The organism is Methylosinus sp. LW4 (assembly GCF_000379125.1).
Classification (GTDB): domain Bacteria; phylum Pseudomonadota; class Alphaproteobacteria; order Rhizobiales; family Beijerinckiaceae; genus Methylosinus.
Genome location: NZ_KB900626.1, coordinates 1769232 through 1786941 on the forward strand (window position 1 = coordinate 1769232; position 17710 = coordinate 1786941).

Annotated in this window: 14 protein-coding genes and 1 tRNA gene; 10 read left to right on the plus strand and 5 right to left on the minus strand. The window is 66.7% G+C overall.

Annotation, left to right across the window (positions count from 1 at the left end):
- The first annotated feature begins 62 nt into the window (after window positions 1-62).
- Complete coding sequence (locus METLW4_RS0109020; RefSeq protein ID WP_018265883.1) at window positions 63-341, plus strand: hypothetical protein; 279 nt, start codon at window positions 63-65, stop codon at window positions 339-341.
- A 29-nt stretch (window positions 342-370) separates the two neighbouring features.
- Here the strand turns inward: METLW4_RS0109020 and METLW4_RS0109025 are convergent, their stop codons facing one another.
- Both METLW4_RS0109025 and METLW4_RS0109030 read right to left on the minus strand, forming a co-directional pair.
- On the minus strand, window positions 371-1234 hold the full coding sequence (locus tag METLW4_RS0109025; RefSeq protein WP_018265884.1) for a polyphosphate kinase 2 family protein: 864 nt from the start codon (window positions 1232-1234) through the stop codon (window positions 371-373).
- A 13-nt stretch (window positions 1235-1247) separates the two neighbouring features.
- Complete coding sequence (locus METLW4_RS0109030; RefSeq protein WP_018265885.1) at window positions 1248-3863, minus strand: plasma-membrane proton-efflux P-type ATPase; 2616 nt, start codon at window positions 3861-3863, stop codon at window positions 1248-1250.
- Window positions 3864-4071: 208 nt separating this feature from the next.
- Between METLW4_RS0109030 and METLW4_RS0109035 the strand changes: the two genes are divergently transcribed.
- Complete coding sequence (locus METLW4_RS0109035; protein ID WP_020493729.1) at window positions 4072-5973, plus strand: glycosyltransferase family 2 protein; 1902 nt, start codon at window positions 4072-4074, stop codon at window positions 5971-5973.
- Between the two features lie 12 nt (window positions 5974-5985).
- Window positions 5986-7233: a glycosyltransferase family 4 protein gene (locus tag METLW4_RS0109040; protein ID WP_018265887.1), complete on the plus strand. Its 1248-nt coding sequence runs from the start codon at window positions 5986-5988 to the stop codon at window positions 7231-7233.
- A gap of 157 nt (window positions 7234-7390) precedes the next feature.
- Here the strand turns inward: METLW4_RS0109040 and METLW4_RS0109045 are convergent, their stop codons facing one another.
- Complete coding sequence (locus METLW4_RS0109045; RefSeq protein ID WP_026191373.1) at window positions 7391-8239, minus strand: outer membrane protein; 849 nt, start codon at window positions 8237-8239, stop codon at window positions 7391-7393.
- A 352-nt stretch (window positions 8240-8591) separates the two neighbouring features.
- Here METLW4_RS0109045 and METLW4_RS0109050 point away from each other — a divergent pair.
- The 6 genes from METLW4_RS0109050 to METLW4_RS26425 all read left to right on the plus strand — a co-directional run bounded on the left by METLW4_RS0109050 (window position 8592) and on the right by METLW4_RS26425 (window position 14667).
- Window positions 8592-8685: transfer RNA gene (locus METLW4_RS0109050), tRNA-Ser, on the plus strand.
- A 131-nt stretch (window positions 8686-8816) separates the two neighbouring features.
- Entirely contained in the window at window positions 8817-9527 is a 711-nt protein-coding gene (locus tag METLW4_RS24490) for a FecR family protein (RefSeq protein ID WP_083919248.1), read from the plus strand.
- A 145-nt stretch (window positions 9528-9672) separates the two neighbouring features.
- A complete protein-coding gene (gene hflK, locus METLW4_RS0109060; protein WP_018265890.1) occupies window positions 9673-10791 on the plus strand; it encodes an FtsH protease activity modulator HflK in 1119 nt (372 codons plus the stop codon).
- A complete protein-coding gene (gene hflC, locus METLW4_RS0109065) occupies window positions 10788-11708 on the plus strand; it encodes a protease modulator HflC (RefSeq protein ID WP_018265891.1) in 921 nt (306 codons plus the stop codon). Before hflK ends, hflC begins: the two co-directional genes overlap by 4 nt.
- Before the next feature lie 187 nt (window positions 11709-11895).
- Entirely contained in the window at window positions 11896-13401 is a 1506-nt protein-coding gene (locus METLW4_RS0109070) for a Do family serine endopeptidase (protein ID WP_018265892.1), read from the plus strand.
- 105 nt (window positions 13402-13506) lie between these two features.
- Window positions 13507-14667: a DUF3611 family protein gene (locus tag METLW4_RS26425; protein ID WP_018265893.1), complete on the plus strand. Its 1161-nt coding sequence runs from the start codon at window positions 13507-13509 to the stop codon at window positions 14665-14667.
- A 5-nt stretch (window positions 14668-14672) separates the two neighbouring features.
- Here the strand turns inward: METLW4_RS26425 and serB are convergent, their stop codons facing one another.
- Window positions 14673-15587 (minus strand): phosphoserine phosphatase SerB, encoded by a 915-nt coding sequence (gene serB / locus METLW4_RS0109085; protein WP_018265894.1) that lies wholly within the window; start codon window positions 15585-15587, stop codon window positions 14673-14675.
- Window positions 15588-15616: 29 nt separating this feature from the next.
- On the opposite strand from serB, the gene miaA reads away from it, so the two are divergent.
- Window positions 15617-16540 carry a tRNA (adenosine(37)-N6)-dimethylallyltransferase MiaA gene (miaA, locus tag METLW4_RS0109090; protein WP_018265895.1) on the plus strand — a complete coding sequence of 308 codons (924 nt, stop codon included), beginning with the start codon at window positions 15617-15619 and terminating at the stop codon, window positions 16538-16540.
- Here the strand turns inward: miaA and METLW4_RS0109095 are convergent.
- The gene (locus METLW4_RS0109095) at window positions 16527-17690 is read right to left on the minus strand and encodes an MFS transporter (protein ID WP_018265896.1); all 1164 of its coding nucleotides are present in this window, start codon (window positions 17688-17690) and stop codon (window positions 16527-16529) included. The genes miaA and METLW4_RS0109095 overlap by 14 nt on opposite strands.
- Between the last annotated feature and the right edge of the window lie 20 nt (window positions 17691-17710).

Here is a 17710-nt window from a genome sequence, read left to right on the forward strand (position 1 = left end):
GGCTACGCCATTCGCTCAAAATCCTTGCTCCTCGGGCCGATCGGCGTCATATACGGAGAGCGATGACGGACGCTCAAGAAACCACGCTGATCGAGGCCTTGAAGAAGGTCGATGCGCATGGCGACATTGCGCCGCCGCATGTGCAGGATCCCATGACCATGGCGCTGCGCCAGCGCGCCATAGCGGCCGATCTCATGCGGTGGGATGACAGTCGCGGCCGCTATGTGCTCACCGGCACCGGCCGCAGCCGCATCAGCGCCCGCAATCGCGCCCCTGGCGCAGTGCTGCGCTTCCGCCGCCGCGACGAGAGCGACGGCGCCACGCAGCGCAAGGCCGACTGAGGCGCGAAGGCCGACTGAGGCGCCTCCGCCTACTTCCCCTTCCCGAAGCTTCCGTTTTTCGCGTCCGCCACGGCCGCGTGATATTTCTTCGTGATCTGCGCCAGATCGACGCGCGTCGGCGGCAGCTTCAGCCCCATCTCGTCCAGCGTGTCGACGACGATGCGCGAGATGACGAGATCGCGAAACCATTTGTGATTCGACGGAACCACGAACCAGGGCGCCTGCTTCGTGCTGGTGCGCGTCAGCGCCTCCTCATAGGCCTCCACATATTGCGGCCAATATTCGCGCTCCGTGTAGTCGCTCTCGCTGATCTTCCAATTGCGCGCCGGATCGTCGAGCCTCTGCTTGAAGCGCGCGAGCTGCTCCTCCGGGCTGATGTGGAGATAGAATTTCAAAATCTTCACATTGCCGTCGCGCGTCAGCAGATGCTCGAACTCGTTGATCTCGTCATAGCGCTTCGACCAGACGTCCCGCGGCACGAGCTTATGCACACGCACGACGAGAACATCCTCGTAATGCGAGCGGTTGAAGATGACGACGTCGCCCTTGGACGGCGCATGGGCGTGGATGCGCCAGAGAAAATCATGCTCATGCTCGATCGGCGTCGGCTGCTTGAAGCAGGCGACCGAGACGCCCTGCGGATTCATGCCGGAGAACAAGTGACGGATGGTGCCGTCCTTGCCGGCGGCGTCGAGCCCCTGCAGCACGATGAGCAGCGCCTGCGAGCCGTCGGCGTAGAGCAGATATTGCAGCTTGGCCATGCGCTCGACATGGTCCTTGATCTTGGGCAGCGCCTCCTCATGGGACTTGTGCTTGCCCGTGTCGGAGGGGTCGTAATCGGAGAGGCGGAGCTTTCCGCCCGGCTCGACCGCATATTTCTCACGCCAATCCATCGGCTCTTCCCCTTCAATTGGACTTTTGCGTCGCCAGCACGAGCCCGCCGGCGAGCGGCCGCTCCACAGTGGCGACGCTCTTCTCCTGACGCCTCATGCGATGGTCCACGACGCGCGCCACGATCTTGCGCACCAGGCCGAGGATGAACATGAAGGCGATGCAATAGGCCCAGACGATGCCGATGAGCCGCAGCGAGATGGGCGGCACGAGCCAGCCGAAATAGCACATTGCGGCGGCGAGAATCTGTGTCGCGACGATCGCCAGCAGCAGCTTCCACGCCGGAAAAGGCGGCATGAAGAACCAGCGCCGCGTGCGCGCGACCAGCAGCAGCAGATGGCCGCCGACGACCAGCTGCAGGAACATCATCGTCTGCAATTGCTGCGGCGTGAACAGCTGCATGGCCTCTTTCAGCGGCTCATGCGCGAGAGCGCGAACGCCGATGAGCAGCAGCCCGAAGGATTCGATGACGCAGACGAGGCCGAGCATGGTTGCGATCGCCAGCAGCCGCGGCATGCGCCAGCGGATCGGCCGCGGCTCCACCGGCGTGTTGTCATAGGCGATGGTCATGATCGGCGCGTCGTCGAGCAGCGACATCACGACGATCATCGCCGCGGTGAGCGGCGTGAAGCCGAGGAACACGCTCGACAGCACGACGACGAACATGATGTCGATCGTCAGCGCCACGCGATAGGTGGTGTAGCTCTCGATGCGCCCGAAGATGCGCCGCGCCTCGTCTATGGCGCTGGAGATGACCGAGAGGCCGGGCGCGGTGAGAATCAGCGCCGCGGCGCCACGGGCGGCGTCGGTGGCGCCGGAGACGGCGATTCCGCAATCGGCCTGCTTCAGCGCCGGCGCGTCATTGACGCCGTCGCCGGTCATGGCGACGAGATGGCCGCGGTGCTGCAGCGCCTTGACGATCGCATATTTATGCTCGGGAAACACGCGCGCGAAGCCGTCCGCCCGCTCGATCGCGTCGACGACATCGACGGAGAGATGATTGGGATCGAGATCTTTCGGGAAGATATCGGCGGCCGCGACAATGTGATCGCCGAGGCCGAGCTGGCGCGCCGTCTCTATCGCGATCGCCGTGTCGTCGCCCGTCACCATCTTCACCACCACGCCCTTGGCGCGGGCGGCGGCGATGGTCGCCTTGGAGTCGGCGCGCGGCGGATCGAACATGGGCAGCACGCCGAGCAGCCGGAAGCTCGCGCCATCGTCCTCCGAGCGCGCCACGGCCAGCGAGCGCGAGCCCTTCTCGGCGAGCTCGGCGACAATGCTCTTCACGCGCAGCGCCACGCTGGCGTCGGGATGGACGAGATCGACGATCGCCTGCGGCGCGCCTTTGGAGACGATGATCGATTTGCCCTGGGCGTCCGTGACCATCGCCTGGGTGCGCTTGCTCACCGGATCGAAGGGCGTGAATTTGGTCATCGAATAGGCTTTGAGCGCATCCTTGTCCTTCAGCGCGTCGATACAGGCCGTGTCTATGGCGTCGCGATCCTCGAGCTTGGAGGCGAGCGCGGCGGCGAGAATGCAATCCTGCGCGTCCTTGGACTCGAAGAGGATGGGCTCGCTCAAGGTCAGCTGATTCTTGGTCAGCGTGCCGGTCTTGTCGGAGCACAGAATATCGACGCCCGCCATCTCCTCTATCGCCGCGAGCTTGGAGACGATCGCCTTCTCCTTGGAGAGCGCGAGCGCGCCCAGCGCCATCGTCACCGAGAACACCGCCGGCATGGCCACAGGAATGGAGGCGACCATCAGCACCAGCACGAATTGCAGAATGGAGAGCGCGTCCTTCATGCTCCAGTCGTCGGCGACGACGAGATCGCGATAGACCTTCACCGCGACCAGCACCACCGCGAGCGCGACGGCGACGACGATGAGAAAATCGCCGATCTCGAACATGGCCTTTTGCGCATGGCTCACCGCGCCGGCGCCGGCGACGAGGCTCGCCGTGCGGCCGAAGAATGTGTTGCCGCCCGTCGCCGTGACGACGCCGATCATCTCGCCCTGCTTCACTATGCTGCCGGAATAGGCCACATCGCCGACCTTTTTGGCGACGGGCAGAGATTCGCCGGTCAGCGCCGCCTGGTCGATCGAGGCGTAATCGCCAGCGACCAGCCGCAGATCGGCGGGAACGACCACGCCGAGCCTTATCTTCACGATGTCGCCCGGCGCCAGCTCGGCCGCGGGCTTGGCGCTCCAATCGCCGTCGCGCAGCACCGTGGCCTCGGGCGCGAGGCCTTTCTTCAGCGCCGCCAATGCGTTGGAGGCTTTGCGATCCTGCCAGAACTCGAGGCCGGCATTGAACAGCAGCAGGGCGAGAATGATGGCGAAATCATTCCAATGGCCGATCAGCGCGGAGACGAGCGCCGCCGCCTCGATCATATAGGCCATCGGCCCGGCGAAATAGCCGAGGACCTTGCGCCACAAGGGAATACGCTTCTCGGGGAGCGCATTGGGGCCATAGGCTTTCAGCCTTCGGCGCGCCTCCTCCGGCGAAAGCCCGCGCTTGGGATCGACGCCGAGCCGCGTGAGGACCTCGTCCAGCGGCATTTTCCCGTAATCCGCGGCCGCCGGCGGAACATCCGCGGCATGAGTCGGGCGCGTCCTGGTCGTCAGCGACATGGCGTGTCTCTCGTTCGGATGGCCTCTCGATGGCGCGCTCGCGACGGCGAGCGCCCTGCTGACATAGAGCCGCGCGCGCCGGGAAATAGTCTCCCGTCATGGTGAATCGCGCCGGGGCGCCCCATTCGCCATGACATTGACAAGCCGGCGCCCCTCGCCCAAGAGGACGATCGCCGGCGAGAGCCGCAGATCGAGAAATGGGTCGCATTTGACGAAGCAGGCAATCGCGCTCCTTCCGCAAAAGGACGTCGCCATAGAAAATGGCCGCTTCTTCGCCCTCTCGAAGGAGCCCTGGCTGCGCGTGGAGGGCGATTTCGGCGCGCGTCGTTTCGTCGAGATCGTCTTTCGGACGAGCCTGCTGGACGATCCCGTGCGGCCGGTGCTGCGCTTCGTGACGAAAGATCGCGTCATCGATCGCATTCTCCCCGGCCCGGCGGCCGGCGCGGGCGTCTGGATCGGCGCCCTGCCCCGCGACGCATTTGAGATTCTCATCAGCCCCACCAACCGGCCCGGCGCTTTCGGCTTTGCGATCGAGAGCCTGCGGCCCGTCGGCCTGACCGAGGCGCTCGGCCGCATCTGGCGCCGCAAGCCGGCGAAGCTCTGGTCCTATTTTCTGCCCACGCTCTTCGGCTATCGCGCGGAGGCCGAGAACGCGATCGATTGGGCCAGCAATTCCGACCCACTCGATTCCTTCGAGAATTGGCTGGCGCGCCGCGCCCGTCCTTTCGAGCCCACGGGCCTCGATGCGCCGCGTAGCGCGCCGGACGGCGCGCCGCGCTTCGCCATTCTCCTCTCCGGCGCGGAGGCGACGCAAGAGCAATGGGCGCGCACGCTCGCCTCGATCGAACGGCAATCCTATCCCTCGCCCGCGCGTCTCGCGCGCAGCGAGGCCGAGCTCCTTCCTCTGCTCGCGGAGGCGGATTTCGTCGCGCATCTGCATGCGGGCGATGAATTGGCCGATCACGCCCTCGCCGCTCTCGCCGAGCGGATCGCGCGCGCGCCGCAGACGAAGCTGATCTACGCCGACGAGCTGCTGCGCACGGCAAATGGGCTGCGGCCGCGCTTCACGCCGGATTGGAGCCCGACGCTGGCGGCGGCGCGCCCCTATTTCGGCCGCTGCGCCTTCTATGCAGCCGCGACTCTCGCCGCAGAATCGATCGAGGCCGCGATGCGCGCGGCGCCCTTCCGCCTCGCTCGTGAGGAGATCGCGCATCTGCGCCGCTGGCTGCTCACGCGCGACGAAGAAGCGGAACCGCCGATCCACACTCCGACCGCATCCGCAGAGCCGGCGCCGAGCGTCTCCATCATCGTGCTGACGCGCGACCGCGCCGATCTCCTCGCCCCTTGCATCGAGAGCGTCTTGCGCCTCTCGACGCATCCGTCCTTCGAGCTCGTCATCGTCGACAATGGCAGCCTCGAGCCAAAGACCTTCGCCCTTTTCGACAAGGCGAAGAAAGACCCGCGCGTGCGCCTGCTGTCGCGGCCGGAGCCGTTCAATTTCGCGCGCCTCAACAATGACGCCGTTCGCTCGGCGCGCGGCGAGGTGATCCTCTTTCTCAACAATGACACGGTGGTCGTCAGCCCGGACTGGCTGGAGACGCTGGCGCGCCGGGCCATGGCGCCGCAGACGGGCGCCGTCGGCGCGCTGCTGCTCTACCCTGACGGCCGCATCCAGCATGCGGGCGTCACCATAGGGCTCGGCCAGGACGCCGGCCATTTCGGCGCGCTGGTCGCGCCGCAGACGCCGTCATGGCTCGACCGCGCGGGACTCGCGCATGAGAGCTCTGCCGTCACCGCCGCCTGCATGGCGGTGGAGCGCCGCAAGCTCGACGCGGTCGGCGGCTTCGATGAGATCAATCTGCCGATCGAGTTCAACGACACCGATCTCTGCCTGCGCCTCGGCGAGCGCGGCTGGACCACGCTCTATGAGCCGGCCGCGCGGCTGCTGCATTATGAGTCGGCGTCGCGCGGCTCGGCCCGGTTTCGCCCGATGAGCGTCTACGCCAAGGAGCGCGACTATTTCCGTGATCGCTGGCGCGACGTCATCCGCGACGATCCCTATTATCATCCGGCTCTCTCGCTCTATTCGCGCCATCTGGCGCTCTGGTAGAGAGACGAGAGAATGACGCGCCCGATCGTCTATGACGCCACGCATCTCGTCTCCCTCGGAAGGGCGGCGGGCGCGGCCGGCATCGGGCGCACCGATCTCGCCTTCGCACGCCATTTCGCCGCGCATCCGCGGCTGTCCTGTGGCGCGCATTATGGCGTGCGCGGCCCGCATGTGCTCGCGCCCTCGCGCCTCGCCCGAATCGTCGCCGATGTCACGCCCGCCGCGACGGACGATTCGGCGGATTGGACGCGGCTGCGCGGCTGGCTGCTCGGCGAGGAGACGGCGCCGTCCGCCTCCGCCACTGCGCCGCGCGACGCGCTCAGCCAATTTCTCTGGCGCGCGCCGCTGCGTCTCGCCAATGACGCGCCGCGCGCGCTGCCGCCGGGCGCGCTCTATTTGAACATCGCCCAGCACGCCTGCGAGTTCCCGCTGCTGTTTCGATGGCTGGAGCGACGGCCGGACATGCGCGCCGTCTTCTTCGTGCATGACCTTCTGCCGCTCGATCGGCCGGAGTTCTTCCGCCGCGGCTATGAGGCGCTGTTTCGCAGGCGCATCGACACGATCTTGCGCCACGCCAATGCGCTGCTGACGACGAGCGAGACGGTCGCCGAGCGCGTCGAGCGCGAGATCGCGGCCACAGGCGCGCGCATTCCAATTCATGTCGAGCCGGCGCCGTCGACACAGGGCGAGGCCGCGGATGCGCCCGACGAACCGCTCGCGCGCTGCGATTATTTCATGCTCGTCTCCACGCTGGAGCCGCGCAAGAATCATCTGATGCTGCTCAATCTCTGGCGCGCCCTGGCCGCTGGCCCGCAGCCTGTCCCCAAGCTCGTCCTCGTCGGCGGACGCGGCTGGGAGAATCAGCAGATCGTCGACATGCTGAATCGCTGCGAGGCGCTCCGCCCCCATGTTCGCTGGACGAGCGACCTGCCCGCGGCCACGCTGCGCCGGCTGCTCGCCAACGCCAATGCGCTGCTGATGCCGAGCTTCGCGGAAGGCTATGGCCTCCCGGTGGTCGAGGCGCTCTCGCTCGGAACGCCGGCCATCGTCTCCGACATTCCCGTTTTTCACGAGATCGCGCAGGAGCGCGCGCTGTTTCTGTCGCCCATAGACGGGCTCGGCTGGAAGCGCGCGATCGAGGATTTCTCGACGGCGAATTCCCCCCGCCATCTCGCCGCCATCGACGCCGCGCGCCGCTTCGAGGCGCCGAATTGGACCCGCTATTTCGAGCGTGTCGAAAGCTTTCTCGACAGGCTCTAACCTTCGCGCCCCGGCCGGCGCCCGCGCCGCCGCGCCCTCTCCCCGGCTGTCGAACCAGCCCCATCGCGACCGCGATAGACATTGAAAACGCAAAGAACCCGGCGCAAGGCCGGGCTCCTCGTTTCTATTCGCTCGCCCTTATCGGGCGATCGCCAAATCAGTATTTGGCGACGACCGGAGCAGCGGCCGGGCTGAACAGGTTGAAGTGGTAGTTCACGCCGGCGCGAACGACATGGCCGTTGAAGCGAGCCGAGGTGGCGGTGGTGGCGACCGGAGCGGCGATGCCCGTGAAGCCGATCACGCCCGAGGTCGAGACAGTGCCGAGATCGTAATAGAGATATTCGACCTTGGCGCTCCACTTCGGCAGGAACAGCCACTCGACGCCGCCGCCGGCCGTCCAGCCCACGCGGGTGTCGGAGAAGGCGCTCGACGAGGTGCCGACGAGACCGCCGACAGCCTGGAAGACGCTGCTGCTCAGATTGGCCTGGCCGTAGGCGAGACCGCCCGTGCCGTAGATGAGCAGCGAGGGGGTGACGAGATAGCCGAGGCGGCCGCGGACGGTGCCGAGGTAGTCGATCGACTTCGTAGCGCTGATCGTCGAGGTCAGCGGGCCGAAAGCCGCGACCGAGGACGAGCCGTTGTTGCTGCCGGCGACGCCCTGGATGTCGGCCTCGATGCCGGCGACGAAGGCGTTAGCGAACTGATAGTTGTAGCCGATCTGGCCGCCGCCGATGAAGCCGTCGACGCTCGTGCCGAGCACGCCCGAGCCGGCGATGCCGACGATCGGATTGAAGGGGGCCAGCGAGCCGGAAGCCACCGTCACCGAGCTGCTCTCGTCCCAGGTGTAGCCCGCGTTCAAGCCGACGTAGAAACCAGTCCACAGGGCCGGCGGCGGCGGGGGCGGCAGCAGGGGAGCGGCCTTCTTGGAAGGCAGGTCGGCAGCCAACGCCGAGCCCGCGGACACGGCCAACGCCAGAGCGGTGGCGGCGAGCAAAGACTTTTTCATCATACGGCCCTCAGTTAGATTTCATGGGTCTTCGATCCGCCGCCGCCGGAGCCCCCAGGACCCCCAACGATCGATCGCCGACCGCGACAACCGGCCACCAGAGGTGCGCCGTCTGTGGTGAATAGCTACGGATCATTACGATTGTCGTCAACAAAGGCGGGGCCGTTGGAGGGCTGATCGGCGGATTTTGTCCAAGCCTGTGTCAATTGCGCAACAGTGCGGAAGGCCGTGCATAAATAATTCGCGCGCAACACTGCGCTTGCCAATAATTTGCCGCTTTGGCATATCTCAACTCGCGCTCGCCGGAGCGCCGAGATTCGGATGCTTCGGCGACAGCGCATCGAGCGCCTGCGGAGACGTGGCCGAGAGGCTGAAGGCGGCGGTTTGCTAAACCGTTATAGGGTTGTAAAGCCCTATCGAGGGTTCGAATCCCTCCGTCTCCGCCAGCGCCTCGCGCCCCCTTCTCCTCCATCCCCATTCCGCCGACGGTTGCGCTCCGGCGCGCGCTGGGGCTAGATGTGGGCGATTGCCGCCCTTCGGCGCGCCATTGCTTTTCGATTCACAGGTTGGACCGCCCATGCGTAGACTTTCCGCGGCGCTCGCGGTTTCCGCCACGCTCGCGTCCCCCGCCATGGCGGAGCCGGCGATCGGCTCGGCCGCCACCATCGAGAAAGACGTGCGCGGCGAGATCGCCGAGCGCGCCGCCGCCAAGCTCACCGTGGGCGACGAGATTTTCGCGCAAGAGGTTCTGCTGACCGGAACCGAGAGCCGCGGAAAATTCGTCTTCCAGGACCGCACCGATCTGCAGCTCGGCCCCTCCTCCCGCGTCAAGCTCGATAATTTCGTCTATTCCGGCGAGAATGGCGTGACCTTCAACGCCGCCAAGGGCGTGTTCCGCTTCGTCAGCGCGCCGGCCGGCCACAAGGATTACGTCGTGCGCACGCCCAATGCGACGATCGGCGTCCGCGGCACCGCCTTCGGCGTCCGCGTCGTCTTCGGCCGCACCGATGTGGTTCTCTACGACGGCGCCGTCGAGGTGTGCTCGATTCTCGGCGGCGTCTGCCGGACGCTCGCCTCCGCCTGCACCTTCGTCACCGTCACCGGCGATTTCGTCACCCCGCCGCAGCCGCTCGGCCGCGAGGATTGGAGCTTCGACGACAGCTGCGGCGGCGCCGGCCAGCGCGCCGCGCGGACCTATCGCGCCGGGCCGGTCTTCTATCCGGGCGCGGGCGGCCTCGCCTCGGGCGGCGGCGGCGGAGTCGGGCATCCGCTCGTCAGCCCGAACTGACGATTTTCCGTCCGCGCCTTTTAAAGGATGCGGATGTTTTTTCGTGGGGTGGTGGCGGGCGGCGCATTGCCGATGCGCCCGGCGACGCCTATAAATCAGCGGCGTTCCGCCCTCGGGCGCACGGCCCTTTTCAAAAAGAGACGATATGCCCTGGAGCAGTCAAGGCGGCGGCCCTCGCAAGCCGAACGACAATGGCCCTTGGGGCCAAGGCCCCTGGGGCGGCGGCAGTCCGCCCGGCGGTTCTCCGCCCGATCTCGAGGAGCTGCTGCGCCGCGGCCAGGACGGCCTGCGCCAGATGCTGCCCTCTGGCCTCGGCGGGCGCGGAATCGCCATTCTCGCTCTGCTGACGCTGCTCGCCTGGCTCGCCAGCGGCTTCTACACGGTCGGGCCGAATGAGGTCGGGCTCAATCTGATCTTCGGCAAATATCGCGGAAAAACGCAGGCTGGCCTCAACTATAATCTGCCCTCGCCGATCGGGACGGTGATCAAGCTCGCCGTCACCGACCGCAACGCCGTCGACATCGGCTTTCGCGAGCAGCCGGCCGCCTCCCGCCGCGGCCCGCTCGCGCCCGAGGCGCCGGAGGAGAGCCTCATGCTCACCGGCGACGAGAACATCGCCGACGTCAAATTCCGCGTCTTCTGGCAGATCGACCCGGCTCATCCCGAGGATTTCGCCTTCAATGTCGCCAATCCGGCCGCGACGGTGAAGGCGATCGCCGAGAGCGCCATGCGCGAGATCGTCGGCCAGTCGCAGATTCAGAAGATTCTGACCGCCGACCGCAAGCTCATCGAGCCGGCCAGCCAGCAGCTGATGCAAAAGGTGCTGGACGATTATCACAGCGGCGTTCTGGTGCTGCAGGTGCTGCTGCTCTCTGTCGATCCGCCCGCCTCGGTCATCGCCGCCTTCCGCGACGTGACCGCCGCGCAGCAGGATCTCCAGCGGCTCGGCAATGAGGCCGAGGCCTATGCGAATCGCGTCGTGCCGGAAGCGCGCGGCGCCTCCGCCCGCATATTGCAGGAGGCCGAGGCCTATCGCGAGCAGGTGGTCGCCGAGGCGCAAGGCCAGGCGGCCCGCTTCGACCAGATCTACGACCAGTATAAGAAAGCGCCTTCTGTGACGCGCCAGCGCCTCTATCTCGAGACGATGGAGCGTGTGCTCGGCGGCGCCGAGAAGGTCATCATCGACGAGCCGCCGGGCGGCGGCTCGGTCGTTCCCTATCTTCCGCTGCCCGGCTTCTCCGCGGCGCAAGGAGGCCGCAAGTGAAGAGTTCTCTCGCTCTCTTCGGCGTTCTTCTCGCCCTCGTGGCGCTGATCGCGGCGGGCGGCGCGCTGTTCACCGTCACCCAGACGGAGCAGGCGCTGGTGCTGCGATTCGGCGAGCCGGTCGCCGGCCGCGGCCTCATCACCGAGCCCGGCCTGCATTTCAAGATTCCCTTCATCGAGAATGTGATCTTCCTCGACAATCGCATTCTCGACGTCGAGAGCCCCAACCTCGAGGTGCTCGCCTCTGACAATCAGCGGCTCGAGGTCGACAGCTTCATCCGCTACCGAATCGTCGATCCGCTACGCTTCTACCAATCGGTGGGCGGCATAGCCGGGGCGAACAATCAGCTCGCCTCGGTACTGAACTCGGCCGTGCGCCGTGTGCTCAGCGAGGCCAATCAGCAGCAAATCGTACGCGACGAGCGCGCCGGGCTGATGGTGAAAATCCGTCAGCAGGCCAATCTCGAGGCGCGCAAGTTCGGCGTCGAGGTGGTCGACGCGCGCATCCGCCGGGTCGATCTCCCGCAGCAGATTTCCGAGAAAGTCTACGGCCGCATGCAGACCGAGCGCGCCCGCGAGGCCGCGGAATATCGCGCGCAAGGCGCCGAGCAGGCGCAGAAGATCACCGCCAAGGCCGATCGCGACGTGATCGTGCTGAAGGCCGAGGCGCAACGCCGGGCCGATCAGCTGAAGGGCGAAGGCGACGCCGAGCGCAGCCGGATTTTCGCCGAGGCATTCGGCAAGGACGCGGATTTCTTCGCCTTTTATCGCTCGATGCAGGCCTATGAGACCGCCTTCAAAACGGGCGACACGCGCTTTCTCGTCGGCCCGCGCTCGGATTTCTTCCGTTTTTTCGGGACGCCCTCGGCCGGCAAGGCCGCCGAGGAGCCGACCTCCCTTCCGCCGCAAAAGAAATAGAGTCGCGAAGGCGATCAAAATAAGGTACAGAAGGTAGGATTATAGCGAACGCCCAACTCTCGCCGTTTTGCTGGCAGAGTGCGAGCGTAGTCATCCGACAGTCTACGCAGCCCGTCGAATCGCGCGGAACGCAAATCGCGCTTTCGCCGCCGCGCGAGGCGCCGTCCGGTCTCAGGAGAGCAATAGTATGACATCTGCCGCGTCCGTTTCGCTTTTCACGGCGCTGAGGCGCGCCCTCGCCGCGGGGCTCGTCGGCGCGCTCGTCGCCCTCCCGCTGGCGGCGACGCCGGCGCGCGCCAAGGGACCCGATTCGCTGGCCGATCTCGCCGCATCGGTGCAGGACGCGGTGGTCAACATCTCCGCGACTCAGACCGTCGACCAGAAGCGGTCGTCCAAGGAGGCCGGCCCCGGCGGCCAGCCCTCCACGCCCTTCGACGAATTGTTCGAGGAATTCCTCAAGCGCCGGCAGCAGCAGGGCCAGGGCGGCCCGGAGCTGCCGCGCCAGCGCAAATCCGCCTCGCTGGGCTCCGGCTTCGTCATCGACGCCTCCGGCATCGTCATCACCAATAATCACGTCATCGCCGACGCCAATGAGGTGACGGTCATCTTCACCGATGGGCAGAAGCTCAAGGCAGAGGTGATCGGCAAGGACCAGAAGGTCGATGTGGCGGTGCTGAAGGTGAAGCCCGAGAAGCCGCTGAAGGCGGTGAAATTCGCCGACAGCGACAAGGCCCGCGTCGGCGATTGGGTGCTGGCGGTCGGCAATCCTTTCGGCCTCGGCGGCTCGGTGACGGCCGGCATCGTCTCGGCCCGCAACCGCAATATCGACAGCGGCCCCTACGACAATTACATCCAGACCGACGCCTCGATAAACAAAGGCAATTCCGGCGGCCCGCTGTTCAATCTCGACGGCGAGGTGATCGGCATCAACACCGCCATTCTGTCCCCCTCGGGCGGCTCGGTCGGCATCGGCTTCGCGACCCCGGCCAATACAGTGCAGCCGGTCATCGAACAGCTGCAGAAGTTCGGCGAGACGCGGCGCGGCTGGCTCGGCGTGCGCATCCAGAATGTCGATGACACCATCGCCGAGAATCTCGGCATCGGCCAGACGCGCGGCGCGCTGGTCGCGGGCGTCGACGACAAAGGCCCTTCCAAGACCGCGGGGCTGAAGGCCGGCGACGTCATCGTCAAATTCGACGGCAAGGCCATCAAGGAGTCGCGCGATCTGCCCAAGCTCGTCGCCGCGACGCCGGTGGGCAAGGAGGTCGAGGTCCTCATCGTCCGCAACGGCAAGGAGCAGACGAAGTCGATCAAGCTCGGCCGCCTCGAGGATGGCGAGAAGCTCGCCTCCAATGATTCGCCCAAGAGCGAGAATATCGAGAAGACCGCCGCGCAAAAGGCGCTCGGCCTCGAACTCTCCTCGCTCTCCGACGAGCTGCGCAACCGCTTCCAGATCAAAGAGAATGTGAAGAACGGCGTCATCATCACCGGCGTCGATCCGCGCTCCGATGCGGCCGATAAGCGTCTGCAGGCGGGCGAGATATTGCTCGAGATCAATCAGGAGCCGGTCGCCGATCCCGCCGATGCGGTGAAGAAGGTGAAGGCGCTGAAGGACGGCGGCAAGAAATCGGCGCTGCTGATCGTCGCCAACGCCCAGGGCGACACGCATTTCGTCGCTCTGACGCTGGACTGACGACAGCCCCAGGCTTTCGCCTTCGCGCGAGCGCCCTATCTGGCGAAAAGATCGCCCGCGTCGGAGATCGACGCGGGCGTTTTCTTTTGCCGGACAGTCTTTCCCATGCGCTCGACCATCGCCCGCGCCAATTTCCTCTCGGTCGTCCTCATCGGCGCCCTCGCGCTGGCGCTCGGATGGCTCGCCGCTCAGTCGGAGCGGCCGCTCGCCAGCCCGCCTTTCGCGCTGCATGTCGCGCTCGGCGTCCTCGCCGGCGCTCTGCTCATCGCGCAGATCGCGCTGCGGCTCGCGGTTCCGCCGCCAGCCTTGCCCGCGCGCTGGTCCAAGGGGCGCCGCGTCGCGGCGGCCTTCTGCGAATTTCTCGTCTATCTCTCGCTCGCGCTGCTGGTCGCGACCGGCGCGCTCTGGGGCTATTTCGGCGGCGCGCCGCTGGAGGTCTTCGGCCATCCCCTGCCCGTTTCGCCCGCCGCCGACCCTCGGCTCTCCGATATTCTCGGCGCAGCCTGGACGCAGCCGCTCGGCCTCGGCGGAACGACCGTCTCGGAGGCGCTGCTGGCGGCGCATCGGCTGCTCGGCTATGCGCTCGCCGGCGCGACCATCCTCTATTTCGCGCTGGGCGGCTTTTCGCGCTTTTCCCCCGCGCCGCCGCCGCCAGAATCGGCAAAGCTCACGCCCGTGCTGATCGAGCGCTCGCCGACGGCGGGGCTCTCCGCGCGTCTGCGCCTGTTCGGCTGGCTGCAATTCTGGCCGCAGCTCGCCATAGCGCTGGCCAGCGCCGTGCTGCTGCAATTTTCCACCTCCGGCCGCGCCTTCAGCCCCAGCCAATCCGGCTATGGCGACGCCATCTATTGGAGCCTCTTCGCTTTTCTCCTGCTCTGCGCGGCGACGGCGCTCGCCTTTTTCTACACGCGCGCGGCACGTTCCGTGGCGCAGGCGGATTATCTCGGCGTCCACAAGGTCACGGCCTTCTGGTTTCTCACGCTCGGCCTGGCGATCGGCCTCATCGGCGTGATCGTCTCCTTCATCGGCCTATCGCTCAGCGTCTCGCTGCTGGTCGCCAAAACCGTGTCGCAGCCGCCCGGAATCGCCATCACCGATCCCAATAAGATCATCCGCGCGCTGGATGTATTCGTGCTGCTGGTGAATTTCGCGCTGCTGCTGGCGCATTTCATCGGCGTCGGGATCGCCGCCTTTCTCACCTCCGAGGCGACGAGAGCCCGCTTTCGCTTCACCATCGCCGAGCCGCCGCAGGAGAGCCGGGCCTGAGCCCTTCAACCCTCGCGAATATCCGCCTCGACGAAATCCTCGCGTCGATAGCCCTGCGCGAAGAGCAGCGCCGAAAGATCGGCGTGATCGACGCGAGCGGCCGCGGCCTCCGCCACTTTCGGCTTGGCGTGATAGGCGACGCCGAGGCCGGCCGCCGCGAGCATGTCGAGATCATTGGCGCCGTCGCCGACCGCGAGCGTCGCCTCCGCCGGCAGAGCCAGCCTCACGCGCAATTCCTCGAGCGCCTCGCGCTTGGCGGCCGCGCCCGCGATCGGCGGCAGGACCACGCCGGTGATTCTTCCCTCGCGCGTCTCCAGCCGATTGGCGCGCGCCTCGTCGAAGCCCAGGCTGGCCGCGATACGCTCGGCGAAAAGGGTGAAGCCGCCGGAAACCAGCGCCGCATAGGCGCCATTGGCGCGCATGGTCGCGATCAGCCGCCGCGCGCCCGGCGTGAAGCTTATGCGTTCGGCGAGTATCGTCTCGATGATCGTGACCGGCAGGCCCGCGAGCAGAACGACGCGCTCGCGCAGCGCCGGCTCGAACTCCAGCTCGCCCCTCATCGCTCGCTCTGTGATCTTCGCGATGCGCTCGCGAATGCCGGCGAATTCGGCCAGCTCGTCGACGCATTCCTGGCCGATCATGGTCGAATCCATATCGGCGACGAGGAGACGCTTGCGCCGCCCCGCCTTCGGCTGGACGATCACATCGACGCCGGCTTCGCGCGCGGCCGCCTGAAGCGAAAGACGCCGCTCCGGCAAAGCATCCGGCGCAAGAGGAAAAAAGACATCCGCAGCGACGCCCTGCTCCAGCCACACCACCGCGCCGGCGGGCGCAGCGGCGCGCACGACCTCGACCGTCAGCTTCGGGCCGCCGGCGCCGGCGATGAAAGTCGCGACATGTTCGACGAGGGCTTTTGACATTTCGCTCGTTTTGTCGTTGCGAAGGACCGATGACGAGACGCGCCATTCTCATCGCAGGACCGACGGCGAGCGGCAAGTCCGCTCTCGCGCTGGCGATCGCCCAGCGCCTCGGCGGCGCAGTGGTCAACGCCGATTCGATGCAGGTCTATCGCGACCTGCGCATTTTGACCGCCCGCCCGACGTTGGAGGAAGAGCGCAGCATCCGCCATGAGCTGTTCGGCCATGTCGACGCTTCGGTGAATTATTCCGTCGGCCGCTGGCTAGAGGATTTTCGCCTCCTGCTCGACAAGCTCGCCCAGGAAGGCGTCACGCCCATCGTCGCCGGCGGAACTGGCATGTATTTCAAGGCCGCGCTCTACGGCCTCTCGGACATTCCGCAAGTCCCACCCGAGATTCGCGAAAAAATCCGCGCCGAAGCGGAAGGCCGGACGCCGGAATATCTTCACGCGCGCCTTTCCGAACGCGACCCCGAGACGGCGGCGCGGCTGCGGCCGACCGATCCGCAGCGCATATTGCGCGCGCTGGAAGTCTTCGCGGCGACGGGCAAGCCGCTCGCCTCTTTCCAAGGCGCGCGCATGGCCTCGCTGCTCGATCCGTCGCAATGCCTCGCCTTCTTCCTCGCGCCAGAGCGCGAGGAGCTTTATCGGCGCATAGACGCGCGCTTCGACGACATGCTCCGCAAAGGCGCCCTCGAGGAGGTGGAGGCGATGGGCGCGCGCGGGCTCGACCCCGCTCTGCCGGCGATGCGCGCGCATGGGGCTCCGCATTTGCTGCGCTATTTGCGCGGAGAGCTGCCGCTCGAGGAGGCGGCGACGCAGGGCAAGCTCGACACGCGCCATTATTCGAAGCGGCAATTCACCTTCGCCCGCCATCAGCTGCCGTCGTTCCGCTGGATCGCGCCGGGGGAGACAGACGCGGCCGTCGAAGAGGCGGTGGGTTTCATCGGTCGGTGAGCGCGCGCCGCTCGGCGAGATTGGCGACGACGAGCAGCGTCGCGCCGATCAGCGATATTCCGCCGATGAGCGCGAAAAAAATCCCGAGCCCGCTCGGCGCCAGCGCGCCGAACAGGAAAGACGTCGAGAAGATGCCGAGGTTCAGCAGGCTCGCGTGATAGGAGTTGATCGTGCCGCGAAACTGCGCCGACATTCCGCTGAGCCGGGCGTGATGCAGCGGCCCGCCGCAGCCATAGCCGAAGGCCCAAGGCAGGCCGATGAGCGCGAGCTGCGCGACAGAGCCGGCCGGCAGCGCAAAAGCGAAAACGCCGGCCGAGGCGGCAAGGCAGGCGATGGGCAGCGCCCGATAGGCGAGAAGCCGGCGCGCGAGCGGCCCGGAAAGATTGCCGGCGATGGTGACGAGGCCGAAAAAGCCCGCCAATAGGCCGGCGTCGGTCGGCAAGAGCGACAGCTTGCGCGCCGCGACATCCGCGACCACCACGCCGAAGCCCGCCACCGAGCCGAGCCAGAAATAGCTCGCCGCGAGCCGCCGCAGGACGCCCGGCGTCGCCAGCGCGCCCCTATGGGTGGCGACGAAGGAGACCACTCCGCCGCCATGCGCGCGGCCGGGCCGGAACGCCGCCGAGACCGCCACAAAGGCGAGCGCCGCCAGCAACGCCAGAAGATAATAGGCGTAGCGCCAGCCGAAACGGTCGGCGATCCATCCGGCGATGGAGGGCGTGATGACGAAGGCCGACATCAGCCCGACGAAGACGCGCGCCGTGCGAATGTCCACCTCCTCCGGCGAAGAGGAATCGGCGACGAAGGACAGGGAATTGGGCTGAACGAAAGCCCCGCAGAGGCCGGCGAGGCCGCTGAGCGCTATGGCCACGGAAAGATTGGAGGAGTTGGCCAGCGCGGCGCTGAGCAGCGCAAAACCGAGCAGCCCCGCCTGCAACGGCCGCTTGCGGCCGAATCGGTCGGACAAAGGCCCGGCGATGATGGCGAAGCCGGCATAGGCGAGGCCATAGGCCGCCGGCAGATAGGCGATGGCCGCGGGCGCGACGCCGAAATCCGGCGCCATGGCCGTCATCAGCGGCCCGGCGACCACCTCCGCCGAGCCGACCAGAAACAGAGCCGCAGCCAGAATGGAGAGCTGGCCGAGGGTCACGCGCGGGCTTCCGGCATAAA

What these genes read in the sequence shown, in the direction of transcription:
- METLW4_RS0109020 (WP_018265883.1), top strand. Translation starts at nt 63, where the DNA reads ATGACGGACGCTCAAGAAACCACGCTGATCGAGGCCTTGAAGAAGGTC.
- METLW4_RS0109025 (WP_018265884.1), bottom strand. Translation starts at nt 1,234, where the DNA reads ATGGATTGGCGTGAGAAATATGCGGTCGAGCCGGGCGGAAAGCTCCGC.
- METLW4_RS0109030 (WP_018265885.1), bottom strand. Translation starts at nt 3,863, where the DNA reads ATGTCGCTGACGACCAGGACGCGCCCGACTCATGCCGCGGATGTTCCG.
- METLW4_RS0109040 (WP_018265887.1), top strand. Translation starts at nt 5,986, where the DNA reads ATGACGCGCCCGATCGTCTATGACGCCACGCATCTCGTCTCCCTCGGA.
- METLW4_RS0109045 (WP_026191373.1), bottom strand. Translation starts at nt 8,239, where the DNA reads ATGAAAAAGTCTTTGCTCGCCGCCACCGCTCTGGCGTTGGCCGTGTCC.
- METLW4_RS24490 (WP_083919248.1), top strand. Translation starts at nt 8,817, where the DNA reads ATGCGTAGACTTTCCGCGGCGCTCGCGGTTTCCGCCACGCTCGCGTCC.
- hflK (WP_018265890.1), top strand. Translation starts at nt 9,673, where the DNA reads ATGCCCTGGAGCAGTCAAGGCGGCGGCCCTCGCAAGCCGAACGACAAT.
- METLW4_RS0109070 (WP_018265892.1), top strand. Translation starts at nt 11,896, where the DNA reads ATGACATCTGCCGCGTCCGTTTCGCTTTTCACGGCGCTGAGGCGCGCC.
- METLW4_RS26425 (WP_018265893.1), top strand. Translation starts at nt 13,507, where the DNA reads ATGCGCTCGACCATCGCCCGCGCCAATTTCCTCTCGGTCGTCCTCATC.
- serB (WP_018265894.1), bottom strand. Translation starts at nt 15,587, where the DNA reads ATGTCAAAAGCCCTCGTCGAACATGTCGCGACTTTCATCGCCGGCGCC.
- miaA (WP_018265895.1), top strand. Translation starts at nt 15,617, where the DNA reads ATGACGAGACGCGCCATTCTCATCGCAGGACCGACGGCGAGCGGCAAG.